The organism is Bacillus cereus group sp. N24 (assembly GCF_016483345.1).
In the GTDB taxonomy this organism is placed as follows: domain Bacteria; phylum Bacillota; class Bacilli; order Bacillales; family Bacillaceae_G; genus Bacillus_A; species Bacillus_A toyonensis.
On the sequence record NZ_JAEHCA010000003.1, the window covers coordinates 187,574 to 207,092 of the forward strand.

The window sequence follows — 19,519 nt, forward strand, 5'->3', positions numbered from 1 at the left end:
GTTACGCTTGTAACTTCCGCATAAAAGCCTTAGCGCTTTTTTTATCTGTAATTTCTTCTTCTTTCAATCGTTCTAATAACGCAACAAAATAACTGCCATCAAACTGTAATTGATGTTTAATTGTCGCTTCTATTGCTGCGTTCACAATTCCATCAGATGCACCAGTATATCCTTGCCCGAACATAATAAACCCTTGTGCTTCCTCTGATAATTTAAATCCTTTCGTATGTAAGAATGAAAGATAATCTTCTACTGTTTGCATGATATTCCCACCTACTCAAAAATTCTCCACTTCCTATCATACATGTTTTTACACACTATGAGAATGAAATTTCTTTGACAACTTTGTAAATCAATCGTTTACTTCGCTTGCAATGGAGGATTTCCTAACAATCTGAAGGAATATGTACAGTGGAACTTATTTCATATTAAAGGGGAGACACGATGAAACAAGCACTATTAATTATCGATGCTCAACAAGAATTAATTGATGGAAATGAGCAAGAAAATGAAGTTTTTCGTAAAACTGAGTTATTAGTTACACTAAATACAGCTGTACAGAAAGCAATTGATTCAAATGCCCTTATTGTTTTCGTAAGAGATATCGATGTTGCTTCTGGTAGCGGCGTGGGATTTGAAGTACATAATCAAATTCAAGTACCTCAGTCTGCAATCCTCATTAATAAAGCAGCAACGAATTCATTCTATGGCACTTCTTTACTTGAACTTTTAAAAGAAGAAAAAATTAATCATATTGTGATAGGTGGATGTAAAACTGAACATTGTATTGACACAGCTGTTAGGACAGCAACTGTACAAGGATTTGACATTACATTAATTAAAAACGGTCATTCCACAACTGATTCTAACGTATTGTCTGCAGAGCAAATTATTGGTCATCACAATAAAATTTTACACGGTCATTATAACGTTGATCATTTTTCTATGGTGAGAGATATCGAGGAAGACCTCTTCCAACCAACTCACGACCAATATCGTGATTAATAAACAAAGAATCCTTCATTCAGAAGGATTCTTTGTTACCCAAAAATTTGTGCTGCAATACTATATAGTTCTCCATTTCTTTTCAAAAATTGAGCACTATTTTTCATCATAATTGGTGGTGTATTCACCTTTTTAAAACCAGTAACCTCTAATTCTTTCACAAAATCTTTCTTTCCTTCTGGTACATCTATTCTTAATTTCCCATTATGCCCTTTTGCTAAATAATGAACAATATTTATTGCCATCTCATCATTTTTAGCAACTACCGGTCCTAATATTTTATTTTCCGGCGTTTGTATACTCAAACCATATCCTATTATATTATATTTTGTTCCTTATCCTTCACAACAGTGCACTGTTCACTTTGCATCATTCTTTTCTTTAAAAACTCTTTTCTATTTGTTCCAAACGCATATTCATCTATTTTTATTATTTCTTCTAAATCACCTTCTTCATAATCCATCATATATTCTTCATTTCTTGCACATTTATGATTCGGATTGTACGAGTTACATATGTATTTAGAAACATAGCTTGCCACCCTAAATCCTAGCTTTTCGTATAAATACTTCCCCTCATCCGTTGCAATAAGCATAATTGGTGTTCGAGCTGATACGCTATTCATGCATGAATGCGTTATCGCCTTTCCAATTCCTCTTCCTTTATAATCTGGATGTACAATTACCATTCCAATAGACGCTACTTTCTCCCCATATAATATTATTGCCGCGCTAGCAATAAGTTTCTTTCTCTCATTCCACACACCATATACAATGCCTGCGTTAAAAATCGTCTCAATTTCTTCTCTGCTATAATCCCAACCAATATAAGAAGATAACGCAACAATATCGTCTATTTTTTCTTTTCTAATACGCTCCACTCTCATTTCCAATTCAATCATACTCCATCCCCTTATCTAGACATTTAAATCATTATTACTAAATCAACTCGTACATGTTTCCCTTTATTTATCACACACATATCCTATTTTGACCAAGACTATATTGTAAATGAGGTGACAACATGCCCATTACGAATCGATTTTCTACCACCACAAACGGCGCACTCGCTATTACAGGAAATACTTTAGGCTTAAGTAAAATTAGTAATCAAAATCGTGCTGGTACAATCGGGGCAATTGGTGCATTCGCAACTACGAATACCGCTTTACAAGTACCTACTTTTCCTGCTGGTACAACGTTAAACTATACACAAAATAGTTCTACCGCTATTTTAAATATCCCTGCTGGTAGTACTATTCTTTACGCAGAACTCGTTTGGGGTGGAAACTATTTATCTCGTGATCAAAACATTACGAGTGTATTAGGAAACCCAGTTTCCTTTACAACACCTGTTTCAACATACTCGATTACTCCTTCAGCTGTTACGGCTTCAAACCAAACATTCGTTTCAAACTCTATTACATTTGGCTTTTACACTCGTTCAGCAGACGTAACAACCCTTATTCAAGTGGGAGGTTCTGGTTCCTATACTACAGGCGCGGTTCCTGGACTTGTAGATCCTATAGATGCTTCTAATGGAACAATTAATTCGGCTGGATGGACGCTTATCGTCGCTTATCAAAACGGGACATTGCCAGCAAGAAACTTAACCATTTATGTAGCGGGTAACCGTGTTTCTGCTGATACTGGTAGTGCAGATGTAGCTGTTTCTGGATTTTTAACACCTTCAGGAGGACCTGTAAGCGGGAGATTATTTTTAAGTTCTATTGAAGGAGATGCAGATTTAATAGGGGATCAAGCATTATTTGGACCAAATTTCAGTTCATTAAATGCATTATCTGGGCCAAATAATGCTGTAAATAATTTCTTCGGTTCTCAAGTTAATAATGCTGCAGGAAACTTAGATACAACTGGGACATTTGGAACGCGAAATCAAAGTGCTTCTACAGGTACAAACATCTCCGCTGGAAGACAGGGCTGGGACATTACTTCCATTGACATTTCCTCTTATTTAACAAACTCACAAGTATCCGCCGCAATCCGTTTAACTACTAACGGAGATGCATATATGTTAAATACAGTCGGCTTACAAATTAATATAAACTCCCCAAATATACAAGCAACGAAAAGCGTAAATAAAAGTGTTGCTGCAATTGGAGATATTCTCACTTATACAGTTACTATCCCTAACACCGGACTTCTTCCTGCCAATAACGCTATTTTTATAGATAGTCTACCTAACGGTACTTCTTTTATACCCGGCACTGTAACAGTAGATAACGTACCACAAACAAATGCAAATCCTGCAGCTGGTATATCTCTTGGAACAATTAATAATGGTACTTCTCGCACAGTAACTTTCCAAGCTACTGTCGTTTCTCTTCCAAGTCAAAATCCTATCTCTAACACTGCTAATATTACATTTCAATATACACCCATCGCCGGAGGAACAACCTTTAATGGTCTTGCAACAAGCAACTCTGCTGGAACACAAATTAACCTCGCAGATATTAATGGAACAAAATCAGTTAACAAACTTTTTACCGATATTGGTGAAACATTAACTTACAGTATTGCCTTAGCTAATATAGGAAATATCGCTGCAACGAATATTATATATACGGATCCAATTCCTAGCGGGACTACTTTCATTCCAGGGAGTGTAACTGTGAACGGAGTTACTCAAGCAGGAGCAAATCCCGCTAATGGTATATCAATTGGATCAATTGCCGCAAATTCTACTACTACTATTTCATTTCAAGTATTCGTTCCTTCTATCCCCCAAACAAATCCAATATTAAATAGTGGTACAACAACATATCAATACATTCCTGTACCAAATCAACCTGCAGTAAGCGGAACTGATACGACCAATATCGTATCTACTCAAGTGAATAACGCTACTGTAACTATGGCAAAAGCAGTAGATAAAAATTTTGCAGATATTGGTGATACACTAACGTACACCGTTTCCTTTACAGGTACAGGTAATACAAATGCGAACAATGTTATTTTTACAGATATCATTCCTACTGGAACAACTTTTGTTCTAAACAGTTTAACAATAGATGGCACGACACAAGTGGGCGCAAATCCCGCTACCGGCGTGAACATTGGATCTATCCCAAGCGGCACAATAAAAAATGTTGCATTTCAAGTAGTTGTAAATACAATACCCGCGTCAAATGTCGTATCTAACGGATCAAGCGCTTCTTACCAATATACCGTCAACCCTAGCCAATCACCCGTTACAAAAAACATTTCTTCTAATCTCGTTTCCACTCAAATTAACAATGCGAATGTAACATTAACAAAATCAACTAACAAACAATTTGCCACAATTGGCGAAACGATAAGTTATACAATCCTTATTACAAACAGTGGAAATGCGGCCGCTAATAACGTTCAACTAACAGATCCACTTCCAAATGGAACGATTTTAACATTAGGTTCTGTAACGCTCAATGGCGTTTTACAAAATGTAGATTCTCTCGTTGCTTTACCTATCGGCACAATTCCCGGCGGTGCTACTTTCACCTTATCCTTCCAAGTAACAGTCATTAACATTACTGCACAAAACCCTATCATTAATAACGCTTTCGCCTCTTATATTTACACTGTAAATCCAAGTTTGCCACCGACTTCAAAAACAGCAAATTCTAATTCTGTTACATCAACAATTAGACTAGCAAATCTCCATGCTAATAAATCTGTAGATAAAACGTTTGCGGAAGTTGGCGATGTATTAACTTACACCTTCGCTCTTACTAACGATGGGAATGTTGCAGCGAACAATGTATTACTATCCGATTCAATTGCGAATGGAACCGCCTTTGTACCAAATAGCGTTATAGTTAACGGTGTTACTCAGCCAGGCGTTACACCAACTAGCATCAATATTGGTATCATCAATGCTAATACTACAATTACAGCTTCATTCCAAGTAGTAATAACTAGCATTCCAAATCCAAACCCTATTTCAAATAGCGCTTCCATCTCCTATAACTTTATCGTTGATCCAAACACTTCACCTGTAAGTAAGAACACTACTTCAACCACTACATTTACTCAAGTAAACGATGCAAATGTCATTTCAGCCAAAACAGTGGATCGAGAGTTCGCTACCGTAGGGGATATATTAACTTATACTGTTACTTTGACGAATGCAGGAAGTGTTTCTGCTGATAGCCCTACTTTCGTAGATACGAATCCAGACGGTACTACCTTTATTCCAAACACTTTTCTTATTAATGGTGTACTTCAAAATAACGCAGATCCAAATATAGGTGTTCCGCTACCTTCCATTGCTGCTAACGGTTCACTTACTGTCTCTTATCAAGTAACCGTCACCTCTTTACCAACACAAAATCCAACATTAAATTCATCTAGTACACAGTATAGCTTTATTTTAAATCCGGGCGATCCACCAACAATAGAAACATCTGTAAGTAACACTGTAAGTACACAAATTAATTTAGCAAATGTCGTTATTGTCAAAGAAGTAGATTTAACTATCGCCGATGTCGGGCAACCAATCACATATACAATTTCTTTAGCTAATCTTGGCAATACTATAGCAAATAATGTTATTGTTACCGATATAATCCCTAATGGCACCACTATCGTACCAAATAGTATTTTTATAGGTGGTGCTTTACAACTAGGTGCAGACCCTAGTACCGGTCTTCAAGTCGGCTCCATTCCTTCGGGTGGTTTTACAACGATTGTTTTTCAAATAAGTGCAAATGGGCTAACTTCACCAAACCCAATTCAAAACAGCGCTTCACTTCAATATAGCTTTATTGCTGATCCAAACTTACCTGCTCTCGTTAGAAACGCCGCTAGCAATATAGTAACTACACAAATTAATACTGCTAATATCGTTGCTACAAAACTAACGAGTACAAACTTCGCTGATGTTGGTGATGTCATATTATATGCGACTATTTTAACGAATAACGGGAATATCCCTGCTTCTAATGTAACATTTACAGATATCATTCCAGCGGGTACCCTCTTTATTCCTAATACTGTAACGATTAACAATATCCCTATAGCCAATGCAAATCCTGCTAACGGCATTTTTATCGGTACGATAGGAGCGAATGCATCACGTATCGTTTCATTTCAGATTTTCGTACCAAGTATCCCTGCTGTAAATCCGATTACAAATCAATCAGGCACTACATTCCAATACACGTACGATCCATCCAAACCAGTTGTAATGCAGATGATTGCTTCTAACACTGTACAGACAACTATTAATAATGCAACGATTACCGCTGCAAAATCTGCAGATAAACAGTTTGCGAACGTAAATGATATTATTACGTACACGACTACTTTAACGAATAACGGGAACACACTTGCATCAAATGTAATATTTACAGATGTAATTCCAAACGGAACATCGTTTATTCCTAATAGTGTTACTGTAAACGGGAATACACTGCCTAATGTCAATCCAGCAAGCGGAATTGCAATCGATCCAATAAATCCGAATGCGCATACGATCATCTCGTTCCAAGTACAAGTAAATTCTATCCCGAATCCAAATCCAATCCCGAACCAAAGCAATACAACGTACCAGTATGTCGTAGATCCTAACTTACCTCCAGCATCCGCTAATGCGCTGAGTAATGTAATAACAACCCAAATTAATAACGCTACTATTGTCGCTACGAAGTCTGTGAATACACCGACAGCTGCAATTGGTGATATCGTTACCTATACGATTGCAGTAACAAATACAGGTAATATCCCTGCTAGTGCAACTGTTTTAACGGATGGGCTTGGCGCAGGAGCTTCATTTATCCAAAACTCCGTAACGATCAATAATGTTCCACAACCAGGATTAGATCCATCACTTGGTGTTCACTTGGCAGATATTTCGCCAGGAGATACTGTATTCATTACTTTTCAAGCACAAATTTTAGCGATACCGCCTAGTGGCACATTAACAAATAATGCTCTTGTAAATTATGAATATACCGTGAATCCAAACCAATCTCCTGCTGTTGGTAGCACCGTAACAAATACAACAGTTACACCAATTATTGACGCTACTTTAGTAATAAATAAAAGCGCTAGTACAACTTTCGCTACAATTGGTGATACAATTACATTCACTTCATCTGTTACAAACACCGGAAATACTACTGCGAACAACATTATTTTTACTGATACAATTCCAAACGGTACTACCTTTATCCCAAATAGCTTTAAGATAAATGGTGTAACCGTTCCGAATGCAAATCCACAAAACGGTATCAATATTGGTAACTTGAATTCAAATGTATCTGTTACACTCAGTTTTCAAGTGAACATTACAACACTTCCAAACCCGAATCCAATCCCGAACAAATCATCGCTTCAATATAGCTTTATTGTAGATATAAATGAACCGCCAGTTTCACGAACAGTTCAATCTAATAAAACTTTTACACAAGTAAATACTGCTTCTGTTATCGCAACAAAAACTGCAAGCAGTGCTTTTGCTGCTGTTGGAGATACAATTACGTATACAACTACCCTCACCAATAGCGGAAATACTACCGCAAACACACCTGTTTTTATCGATATATTACCACCTGAACTTTCATTCGTTCCTGATAGCGTACAAATTAATACCATCCCACAACTTGGATTTAGACCAGATAGCGGGATTTCTTTAGACTCAATTCCAGTTGGAGGAACGATAATAATTAGCTTTCAAGCTATCGTTGGCTCAATACCAGCTACAAATCCAACTTTGAACCAATCTAGCACGACATACTTGATCATTGTTGATCCTACCCAACCACCGGTGACAGAAACCGCTACAAGTAATCCAACTTTAGTTCAAATTAACGAAGCAATTATTCAAGCAACGAAAAGTGTGGATCGACTATTTTCTGACGTAGCACCTGGAAATTCATTTTTAACGTATACTGTTTTATTGGAGAATATAGGAAACACAACTGCTACGAATATCATTTTTACAGATCCTATTCCAAACAATACAGTATTTATAGAAGATAGCGTTCGAGTAGGCGGGGTTTTATTACCTGGGGTAAATCCAGCGAATGGGATACCAATTGGGGATATTATTGCAGGAGATTTTACAAATGTCACCTTCCGCGTGCAAGTAGTTAGCATTCCAAATCCAATTTTCACAATTGGACCTGGTGGACCAAACTCACCGGTTGTAAATGGTGCCTCCATTGACTATCAGTTTATTACAGGACCTAATTTACCACTCGTTTCAAGAAGTACGACATCCAATCCGGTTTCGACACAAATAAATTCCGGAGAAATTGTGGCAATCAAATCTGTAGATAAAAATTTCGCAACGATTGGCGATACAATTTCTTATACAATTACATTAAGTAACCCTGGAAATGTCACTTCACAAAATATAATTTTCACAGATATTTTACCTGACGGAACGACATTCATATCTGGCACTCTTACAAACGATTCTGGTACACAGCAAATCGGAAATCCAGCTAACGGGATTCAGATTGGAAATATAAACCCAAATGGAACGGCCGTTATTACTCTCAACGTACTTGTTACAAACATTCCAAGTATAAATCCAATTTCTAATTTTAGTTCGGTACAATTTGCACATGTGATTGATCCTAGCCAACCTGCCGTATCACAAACGAATGTGTCTAATACTGTTTCGACAACTATTAATAGTGCAATTTTAACAACCCAAAAAAGTGCTGATAAATCTATAGTTTCAGTTGGAGATACAATTACGTATACCACTACTATTACAAATACAGGGAATACAGCAGCAACGAATATAACATTCACAAGCGCTATTCCAGCTAGCACTACATTCATATCAAATTCAGTCACAATAAATGGCGTTCAGCAGTCTGGTGCACAACCGGCACTTGGAGTAAATATACCAAATATCGCTCCTGGTGAGACAGTAACTGTTACTTTCCAAGTAAATGTTATTTCTGTTCCACCTTCAGGTTCAATTATGGGTAATGACACAATTTTATATTCTTATACTGTTGATCCAAACAGCACTCCTGCTACTACTTCTACTTCAACGAATATCGTTACAACCCCAGTACTAGATGCTATGATAACGATGATTAAATCAGTCGATCAAACACTTGTAACGCTAGGTGATACCATTACCTATACGACCATTTTAACGAATAACGGAAATACAAATGCAACGAATATTACTTTCACTGACCTTATACCAGATGGTACAACGTTTATTACTGATAGCGTTACAATAGATGGCATCACGCAAATTGGTCTTAATCCTAATACAGGTATTACGATTGGAGCAATTGCTCCTAGCAGCTCAATATCTATAGCATTTCAAGTGACCGCTACTTCTACACCAGTTCAAAATCCTATTGCAAATTCCGCTACTGCTTCGTACACATTCATCGCTGATCCAAATGCACCGATTGTTTCAAGAAATGTTACTTCAAATACAACGTTGACTACAATTAATACAGCTACCATTCTTTCATTAAAACAAGTCGATAAGTCCTTTAGTCGTATTGGAGACACACTCACCTATACTGTCACTTTAACAAACAACGGAAACTCATCCGCACAAAATGTTATTTTCACAGATACAATACCGAGCGGAACTACATTTATTGCAAACACATTTTCTATTAATGGAATTCCTCAAAGTGGTGCGGATCCATCGAACGGTGTAAATATTGGTCCTATAACAGCCGGGACTACAGTAAATGTTTCCTTCCAAGTAAACGTAATCTCATTACCAACCGAAAACCCAATTGTAAATTTCTCATCGACATCGTATCAATTAGTCTCACCACCTGATGCGGAAACTTCAATTAGTAATCCTGTTTCAACGCAAATTAAAGAAGCCATATTATCCATGACGAAAAATGAAAGTGTATCCTTTGCAGATATCGGGCAAACTGCTTTTTATACCACTTCTATTTCGAATGTAGGCAATACAGATGCAACGAATATTGTATTCACAGATGTATTACCAAGTGGACTCACGTTTGTTCCTAACACATTAACTGTCGATGGTATTTTACAACCTGATGCAAACCCAAATACAGGTGTATTACTTGCAACACTTCCACCAAATGAAATATATAGTATTGTTTTTCAAGTTACAGTGAACAGTATTCCACCTAGTAATCCGACACCCAATACAGCATCTACTAATTATGAGTTTACTGTTGATCCAAATAATCCTCCTGTTTCAAGTACAGCTAATTCTAACACTACGCTTCTTCAAATAAACAACGCGACTATTATTAGTACAAAAACAGCGAATCTTACTTTTGCGGATATTGGTAACATAATAACGTTTACACTTAACCTTCCTAATACAGGGAATGTGGCTGCAACTGATGTAACGATTATCGATATTCTTGATAGCAATTTAAGTTTCGTTCCAAACAGTTTCACAGTTAATGGGCAAACCATTCCAAACGCTGATTTATCCACTGGTGTAAATATAGGCCCCATTAATGCTAGTAATGCGGCAATCGTCACATTCCAAGCAACTGTTACTACACTTCCAACACTTAATCCCATTTCTAATTCTGCTTCTACCACATATCATTACGTCGTTGACCCTAGCCAGCCATCTATTACAACTTCCAATCAATCTAATACAACGACAACACAAATTAATAGTGCTATCCTTACTGCACAAAAAAATTCAAATGTATCTACGGTAGATATCGGGCAGGATATTACCTACACCGTTACAATTACAAATAGCGGAAATGTTAGTGCAACGAATGTTATTTTTACCGACCTTATTCCAGACGGAACTTCCTTTGAACCGAATAGTTTTACACTTAACGGAACTAGCATCCCAAATGCGGATATCGTTACAGGCGTTCCAATTGGTGATATCGCGCCAAACGAATCTGCCGTTGTAGCATTTCATATTAATGCCAATGAAATTCCGCCTATAAATCCTATTACCAATCAAGCTAGCGTTAGCTTTCAACATATCGTTAATCCAGCCAACCCTCCAGTTTCAAAAAACATTACTTCCAATAGTGTTACAACAAAAATTGAAAGTGCTATTTTAAACACTATGAAAATAGGAGATAAAGCATTTGCAACGATTGGTGATACGATTACGTATACAACGACTATTACGAACACAGGAAATATTCCAGCTAACAACGTTGTTTTCTCAGACCCTTTACCGACATGGACACAATTTGTTGCAGGATCCGTTGTTGTTGATGGCACTCCATTACCATCTGCTTCCATTATTGACGGTGTTGGTATAAATACAATCAATCCAAATCAAACTGTAACAATCATATTCCAAGTGCAAATCGTAAGCAATCCAACAACGTTCACACCTGAACTCCAAAACTTAGGGTTTGTTAACTTCCAATATAACGTAGGCAATGCATTACAGGCTCAGCCTGGCAACGTGGAAACGAACGTCTTCGTTACTTCTATTAACTCAGCAATACTTTCAGCTGTAAAAACTGCTAGTACAGCCTTTGCGAATATCGGAGAAACGATCACTTATACGGTTTTGATTCAAAATAGCGGCAATACAAACGCTACGAATCTAAACTTCTCAGACCTGATTCCAGCAGGAACGATCTTTGTTGAAAATAGTTTTGCTGTAAATGGCAGTATCATTCCAGGGGCAAATCCAAATAATGGAGTTAATATCGGAACCGTTAGCGCGAGTAGTTCCTTAACTGTTACTTTCCAAGTCATAGTTACATCTACTCCACCTTCAAACCCAATTACAAACGTAGCATCTATTCAATACGCATTTATTGTTGACCCGGCAGCCCCTCCTGTTACAGGCACAATAAATTCTAATAGCGCTTCAACACAAATTAATAACGCTACTGTTACAACGGTTTTAGAAGCAAATCGAACAATCGTATCTATCGGAGATGTAATTACGTATACAGCAACATTAACAAACACTGGAAACTTTCCTGCAAATTCTGTATTACTCATTAATGGGATTCCTGAAGGGGCATTATTTGTTCCAAATAGTGTTACGCTTAACGGGATTTCACTCCCAGATGCAAGTCCAACACTCGGTATTCCAGTTGGTATTATCGCACCAGGTGATTCTGCTACTATTACGTTCCAATTTCTTGCAACTTCTATTCCACCTCAAGGGGCAATCATAAATCAAGCCATTACAAGTTACACGTATATCGTCGATCCGAGTCAACCTCCAGTTACAGCAACATCCTCATCTAATACGGTGACTACAGCTGTCGTTGATGCATCGTTATCTGCAATTAAAAATACAGATTCTCTCGTACAATCTACTGACGGTACAATCACTTACACAGTAGTCGTTCAAAATAACGGAAATACAACTGCAAATACAGTTACTTTAACAGATTTAGTCCCAGAAGGAACTGCATTTATCCAGAATAGCGTGACCATTAATAACATCTCAGTTCCAGGTGCCGATCCAAACGTAGGAATACCATTAAACTCCATCGCGCCGTCAGAAATCGTCACCGTCACATTCCAAGTTATCGTCCAATCCATTCCAAGCGTGAATCCAATTTCTAATACAGCCCGTATTGACTATACTTTTATCTCTGATCCGACCGCTCCTATCATCTCTCGAACAATTACGTCTAATCCAGCTTTCACACAAATTTCGGACGCGACTGTTCTTTCTTTAAAAGCAGTCAATGCACAACAAGCAACAACAGGTGATATTTTGACTTATACGATAACACTAGAAAATACCGGAAATATTCCAACTACTAATCTCATATTTTCGGATACTATCCTCCAAGGGACTACATTCGTAGAAAATAGTTTTACACTTAACGGAACAGCTATACTTGGTGCAAATCCAAATGTAGGTGTTACTTTGCCTAACCTAGCAGCAAACGCTACTCACCTTATTTCGTTCCAAATTCTTATTAACGATTCATTCTCGCAAGAATCAATTACAAATCAATCCAATACAACGTATACAATTCAACCAGATCCAGGGCAACCGCCTATTACTGAAACATCTACAAGTAATATCGTCATTACAAATTTCGTGCAAGCACAATTGACAATTACAAAAACATCCAATCCAACAACTGTAGATATTGGTGGAACTATACTTTATATTTCTGAAGTGAAAAACATCGGTAATGTTGATGCAATAAATATTATTTTCACAGATTCTATTCCAGCTGGGACTACATTCGTTCCCGATAGTGTCACAATTAACGGTGTCCTGCAGCCAGGTGTAAATCCAGAAAACGGAATACCGATTGGAACAATTCCAGCAAACAGTTCCAAAACGATACTATTTCAAGTGCAAACAAATAATCCACCTACTGAAACTGAAATTGTAAATCAATCTTCAGCAACTTACCAATATGTAAGTATTTCTACAGCTCCACCGGTGAATCGCTCTGCAAATTCTAACGTTGTTACAACATCACTTCAAAATGCAAATATTATTTCTGTCAAAAGCGCGGATGTAACTTTCGTAGCAATTGGGCAAACTATTACCTACACAAATACACTACAAAACATAGGAACCGTTCCAACTAACAATACCGTGTTCATTGATAACATTCCAGAAGGTACTATATTCGTCGAAGATAGCTTATCAATAAATAATGTGATTCAGCCTGGAGCAAATCCTGAAAACGGAGTAATTCTTGGCACGATACAACCAAATGAAACAGTCACTATTTCATTCCAAGTACAACTTACAAATATACCAGAAAACAATACAGTCATTAACATTTCAGACACTTCATATGAATACCAAATTGACCCTAGTTCTCCAATTATTCAGCGTAGATCGTTATCAAATGCAGTAAACACGGAAGTGCGGACGGCTAATGTTCGTGCAATTAAATCGGCCAATAGATCCATTACACGCATCGGTCAAATCATCACATATACAGTCGCAGTTACAAACGCTGGTACAGTACCTATTACAAATACTCTCCTAATTGACGCGATTGCAGCTGGCACCACATTCGTTCCAAATAGCATTCTTGTAGATGGCGTACCTAGACCTAACGAAAATCCAATTACCGGTATCAATATCGATATAATTCTTCCAAATAATACAATTATCGTTACTTTCCAAGTAAGCGTAGTCTCTACACCTTCTCAAAATAACATTAATAATATCGCCGTCATCCACTATGAGTATCAACCAGACCCAAGCTTACCACCAATTTCAGAAACGACCTCCTCCAATACTACAAATATACAATTTATTGATGCTATTCTTATCGCTACAAAATCCGCTAATACAGTATTAGCTAATATTAATGAAACCATTGAATATACAGTACTCATTCAAAATAACGGATCCACTACAACTAACTCCATCTTTTTTACAGATACTATAGAGGATGGAACAGTATTTATTCCAGGAAGTGTCATAGTTAACAATACTGTACTTCCTGCAGCAGACCCGAATATCGGCTTTTCCATTCCTAATATCGCATCAGGTCAAATGGCTACAATAACATTCCAAGTTTCCGTTACGAATTTACCAGCTGTAAATCCAACACCTAATACTGCAAACATCGTCTACGACTTTATTTTCAACCCTGACTTTGCACCAATTCAAAAATCTACTATTTCCAACACTACTTTCGTTCAAATTAATGATGCTGATATCGTTTCACTTAAAACTGTTGATTTGACTTCTGTAACGATTGGTGGCATTTTAACTTATACAACAACTTTAACGAATACAGGAAATACGGATGCTACTGCTGTTGTATTTACAGACAACATTCCTGATGGAACAACCTTTATAGACGGTAGCGTTTTAGTAAATAACATTCCACAGCTTAACGCCAATCCAAGTACCGGTATACTCGTAGGAACGATTGCTCCTAACATTTCTATCCCAGTCACATTTTCTGTTACAGTCGTAGCTCTTCCAGCTAGCGGCCATGTTCAAAATCAATCAACTTCTCGTTATACGATAAACGGGGAAGAACAAATATCGAATAGTAACATTACCTTCACTGAAGTTATTTCTGCTAATGTAATTGCGACAAAAACAACACCTATCCAATATGCTGACCTACAAACTATCATTCCTTATACAATTTCCATCATAAATAACGGAAATATACAAGTGGAAAACATTATCGTTACAGATATCATTCCAGCAAATACGAGCTTTATAGAGAATAGTGTTATTGCGAATGGCAACGCTCGTCCAAATGACAACCCACTTAACGGTATACAAATTGATAGCATTCCGCCTAATACGACAGCAACTATTCTATTCCAAGTACGGGTTACTTCCATTCCGCAAACAAACCCAATCTCTAACACGAGTACAATTCAATATGAATACACAGTACCAGATCAACCACCTATTACCGAAACTATTATTTCATCAGCTGCCGTAACAGAAATTCATCACGCGAATTTAAATAGTAATAAAGCTGTTGACCTTGCATTTGCAACGGTCGGTGATACGTTAACGTATACGATTATCCTAAATCAAACTGGTAATGTTGCAGCAAATGATGTAGTTATTCAAGATATTATTCCTCAAGGTACTACGTTTATTGAAAATAGCGTCATTGTAAACGGAGAAACTCTTCCAGGAGTGAATCCAGTAAGCGGCATACCAATTGGCACTATAATGGTAGGTGGAAATGCTATCGCTTCCTTCCAAGTAACTGTAACTTCTATTCCAACACCAAATGAACTCAACAACGAAGCAAGTACTACTTTTAACTATATAGTCAACCCAAATAACGTACCTGTTACAAATACGACTACAACAAATACCGTCACAACAACCGTCCAAAATGATAATGTCATTGCTATAAAATCTGTTAATGCCACGAATGCATTACCTAGTCAAACTTTAACGTATACAATTACAATTACTAATAGTGGAAATGTAACGATTGAAGATCTTTTCGTTGTAGACACCGTACCAGTAGATACAGCCTTCATTACTAGCAGTGTTACAATTAACGGAATTAATCAACCTAATGCGAATCCCGAAAACGGCATTACATTAGGAAACCTTGCTCCTAATGAATCTGTTGTCATTACGTTCCAAGTAACAATATCTTCTTCGACTCTTCAACCTACAATTAATAACAATGCTTCTGTTTACTATACTGTTATCATTGATCCAGATGAACCACCTATTACAATTACAAAGCAAACAAATACCGTTACAACAACACTAATTGAACCAATGATTAGCATTGAAAAAACAGCTGATAAATCTATCGTAGCGATAGGAGATACCATAACTTTCACATTAGAAGTGATAAATCATTCAACAATTCCTACAATTAGTACTTCCGTCTTAGATATGATTCCAGCTGGTACAACATTTATAGAAAACAGTGTAACAATTAACGGTACTCCAGTTCCAAATGTTCGTCCAGACACTGGTATTAATATTGGTTCTTTATCTGCAGATGCAGTAGCAACTATAACATTTCAAGTTCTCGTAACTTCTATTCCTTCTAACAGTACAATTATAAATTCTGCAATAGTTACCGCTGCTTTTCAATTGACACCACAGGATCCAATTATTACTTCCATTGTTAATTCAAATATTGTTCGTATACCAGTTCAATTTGCAACTGCAACAGTCACGAAAAATGCTTCCGTCAGCTCAGCTTATTTAAATCAATATTTTGATTACACGGTGCGTATTACGAATACTTCCGAGATTTCACTTTCAAATATCTCGTTACAAGACACCATTCCAGCAGGTTTACAATTTATAAACGGCACTGTCTTCATTAATGGGGAACGCTCGCCATTAGCGAATCCGAATATCGGTTTCCTAGTCGCTACTAATTTGGAACCGAACGAAACAATTATCGTGTTATTCACAGTACAAGTGATAAGTCCACCTATTCATAATGAATTTAAAAACACAGCAAACGTTTCTTTACAACTTCAAGTCTCGCCTACCGATCCACCAATTACAGTAACCGTTACAAGTAACGAAAACATCGTCACCTTTATTCCAGAAAATCCAGATGACACACTACCAAATTTTAATTGTTTCTTTGACGGTGAACGTTTCATACGCATTACTCCTCGAAATATACGAAATTACTTTTGGACTTGGATTTGGTGGCGTTAATCAAAAAAGAAAAAGCTTGTAGTTCGGATAATATCCAAACTACAAGCTTTTTTCATAAACAAAATTATCAATTGCTAGCAGCACTATATGCTACATGTCGTTTCTCAATCCGTTCTTCAATTTCTTTCATATTCTCTTTATTAGTTAGTAGGGACTGTTTATTTTCTATTAATAATTGTTTAAAGGATTTTCTCACTTTTTTTCGCATGTTTATTTTCCTCCTTGGGGGATGGTTTATATAAAAGATAACTTGAAACTTTAATCAATGAAAGGATGTACCCTCACTAATTATTAGCCTACATCAATCGGGCCTTTACAGGGAGTTACTCTTCCATCATCACTCTTTATTCAGCGATAATATTGATATAGAAGTCCCACCGCCCGTTAATGCGGGATAAGGATTTATCTGTGTAGACTTATAATAATTGATTGTTGTGAAATCCATTTGAACTTCACATGAAAACTCCGTTTATTTTCTGACAACTTTGTGAACAAAAAAAGAAAGACCGATTCATTCTAAATCGGTCTTTCTAGTATTTATAACATGTTTATTAATATTTCAGGTCTTCCCCAATTCATTTCGTTACATACAAAGCGTAGTTTTTCTTCGTCCATTGTGTGTAACCCTTCTTCTAACGAACATGAAATTGGAACTTCACAATGAATTTGCGCTAATTGTAAAGAGATATTTAAATTCTCTAAATCACTTTCAATTTTTGTACGCTGTGCTTTCGTTAATGATGCTATATTTTCTAGTACTGCCGATACTGTGCCGTATTCTTGAATAAGCTTATACGCTGTTTTTTCACCAATACCTTTTACGCCTGGATAGTTATCACTCGTATCTCCCATGAAAGCTTTCGCATGGACAATTTGCCAAGGTTCTACACCTTTCTCTTCCATGATTTTTTCCGGTGTATAATACTCGTAATTTCCAATTCCTTTACGAAGAAGCATAACTGTAACATTCGTATCAACAAGTTGAAGTAAATCTGTATCACCTGTCAAAACGTAAACTTCTGCCTCATTGCAATATTGTTTTGCAAGCGTACCAATACAATCATCCGCTTCATAACCTTTCATGCCTATTACAGGCATAGATAATTTCGCAGTCATTTCTTGCACTAAATCAAATTGCGGAATTAATTCTTCTGGCGGTGCTGCACGATTTGCTTTATAATTCGAGAAAGATTCCGTTCTAAATGTCGTACTTCCCATATCCCAGCACGTTACAATGTGCGTTGGTTCGATTGCTTGTGTTGCTGTTAATAAATGCTTCATATAACCATGAATCCCGTTCGTCGGGGTACCATCTTGTCGTTTCATAAATTGTCCATAGACACTTGTTGCGTAAAAAGCACGAAATAATAGTGCCATACCATCAACTAATAATACTTTTTTCATAATTCCTCTCCTACTAACCAAAAATAATAACCCCACGTTATCACGTAAGGTTATATAAATAGATTACCATTCTACGTTTTTTCAACTTTGTCTATTATACATTGTTTTTATATATTTAGCATCATTAACACATTAAGACGTTCTACTGCAACAAGTATGAAGTATTCCTGAATACGTATTTTTACCTGTTGAAACAACTACAGCCTTTGCATTTCCACCAATAATATTAGTACCTTTAAAACATACATTTTCAAGTTCAAGTGGATTATAGTCTTTCATCCGTTTTAATGGAATAAATCTTTTACGTTCAAGGTGGTAGCAACTTTCAAATTTCTCAACATTTGCATCGTTCCCTGTCAATACAGATTCATTTACTAATAAATCATTTGCATAAATGATACGTACATCTGCCGGTACTATATCACCTTCTGAAAGAAAAATCATATCTCCTGGTACAAGTTCTTGTACTGGTAACTTCATCATTTTCAGTTCGTTATTTAGCCCTGTACTACTAGCACATTCTACTCTAGACACAGTAATTGTTTCACATTGCAATTGATCACGCACATGTTGTTTTGAAAAACCTGGAATCATTCCACTTAACTTCATTATTACTTCTGCAATACGCGCTCTTTTTGAAGTTAATTCATTTCGACCGTATACTTGAATACGTTTTTGCGCCTCTTTCATAGATAATCCGTCTCTTGTTGTTTTAAAATACGCAAATACAGATTTTACATCTCTTGTTGCAATTTCAATTAATAAATCTTTATTTTTTTGAAGCATTGTTTGTTCTTTCATTGATTTTTTACTTCGTTTATATGACGTGTTACCCACAGTTTTGTTTACATATAACATATTATCGTCTCCTCCTTTACAACATAGGAAGAAACGCTTTGTTTCTCAATTTATCCACTTTACCGTGAAAGTGTCTAGCGCTTCATTATGTATATAAACGCTACGTTATGATAAATATAGAGGGAGGAACAAGTCGTTTCCTGCCTACATCATATATTTTTGATTTGAAGTATATGGGTAACGGAACCGAGTCAGA

Annotated in this window: 6 protein-coding genes and 1 pseudogene; 2 read left to right on the forward strand and 5 right to left on the reverse strand. The window is 36.7% G+C overall.

Going from position 1 to position 19,519, the window contains the following annotated elements:
- Position 1: 1 nt before the first annotated feature.
- Positions 2–262 carry a DUF6123 family protein gene (locus JDS95_RS06885; RefSeq protein ID WP_001195212.1) on the reverse strand — a complete coding sequence of 87 codons (261 nt, stop codon included), beginning with the start codon at positions 260–262 and terminating at the stop codon, positions 2–4.
- A gap of 182 nt (positions 263–444) precedes the next feature.
- Between JDS95_RS06885 and JDS95_RS06890 the strand changes: the two genes are divergently transcribed.
- Positions 445–1,005, forward strand: coding sequence for a cysteine hydrolase family protein (locus JDS95_RS06890; RefSeq protein ID WP_000806328.1), 561 nt, complete (start codon positions 445–447; stop codon positions 1,003–1,005).
- Between the two features lie 35 nt (positions 1,006–1,040).
- On the opposite strand, the pseudogene JDS95_RS06895 reads toward JDS95_RS06890, so the two are convergent.
- Positions 1,041–1,906 (reverse strand): annotated as a pseudogene (locus tag JDS95_RS06895) (GNAT family N-acetyltransferase).
- A gap of 122 nt (positions 1,907–2,028) precedes the next feature.
- On the opposite strand from JDS95_RS06895, the gene JDS95_RS06900 reads away from it, so the two are divergent.
- Positions 2,029–17,061: a DUF11 domain-containing protein gene (locus tag JDS95_RS06900; protein ID WP_199690351.1), complete on the forward strand. Its 15,033-nt coding sequence runs from the start codon at positions 2,029–2,031 to the stop codon at positions 17,059–17,061.
- A gap of 67 nt (positions 17,062–17,128) precedes the next feature.
- On the opposite strand, the gene JDS95_RS06905 is transcribed toward JDS95_RS06900, so the two are convergent.
- From JDS95_RS06905 to JDS95_RS06915, 3 genes are all read right to left on the reverse strand, one after another.
- On the reverse strand, positions 17,129–17,269 hold the full coding sequence (locus JDS95_RS06905) for an FbpB family small basic protein (RefSeq protein ID WP_001228051.1): 141 nt from the start codon (positions 17,267–17,269) through the stop codon (positions 17,129–17,131).
- Positions 17,270–17,598: 329 nt separating this feature from the next.
- Complete coding sequence (locus JDS95_RS06910; protein WP_000757079.1) at positions 17,599–18,465, reverse strand: 5'-3' exonuclease; 867 nt, start codon at positions 18,463–18,465, stop codon at positions 17,599–17,601.
- A gap of 132 nt (positions 18,466–18,597) precedes the next feature.
- Complete coding sequence (locus JDS95_RS06915; RefSeq protein WP_000967620.1) at positions 18,598–19,323, reverse strand: P-type ATPase actuator domain-containing protein; 726 nt, start codon at positions 19,321–19,323, stop codon at positions 18,598–18,600.
- Positions 19,324–19,519: the final 196 nt, after the last annotated feature.

Bases quoted from the DNA above. Each gene is read 5' to 3' on its own strand.
- JDS95_RS06900 (WP_199690351.1), top strand. From the start codon at position 2,029: ATGCCCATTACGAATCGATTTTCTACCACCACAAACGGCGCACTCGCT.
- JDS95_RS06885 (WP_001195212.1), bottom strand. From the start codon at position 262: ATGCAAACAGTAGAAGATTATCTTTCATTCTTACATACGAAAGGATTT.
- JDS95_RS06890 (WP_000806328.1), top strand. From the start codon at position 445: ATGAAACAAGCACTATTAATTATCGATGCTCAACAAGAATTAATTGAT.
- JDS95_RS06915 (WP_000967620.1), bottom strand. From the start codon at position 19,323: ATGTTATATGTAAACAAAACTGTGGGTAACACGTCATATAAACGAAGT.
- JDS95_RS06905 (WP_001228051.1), bottom strand. From the start codon at position 17,269: ATGCGAAAAAAAGTGAGAAAATCCTTTAAACAATTATTAATAGAAAAT.
- JDS95_RS06910 (WP_000757079.1), bottom strand. From the start codon at position 18,465: ATGAAAAAAGTATTATTAGTTGATGGTATGGCACTATTATTTCGTGCT.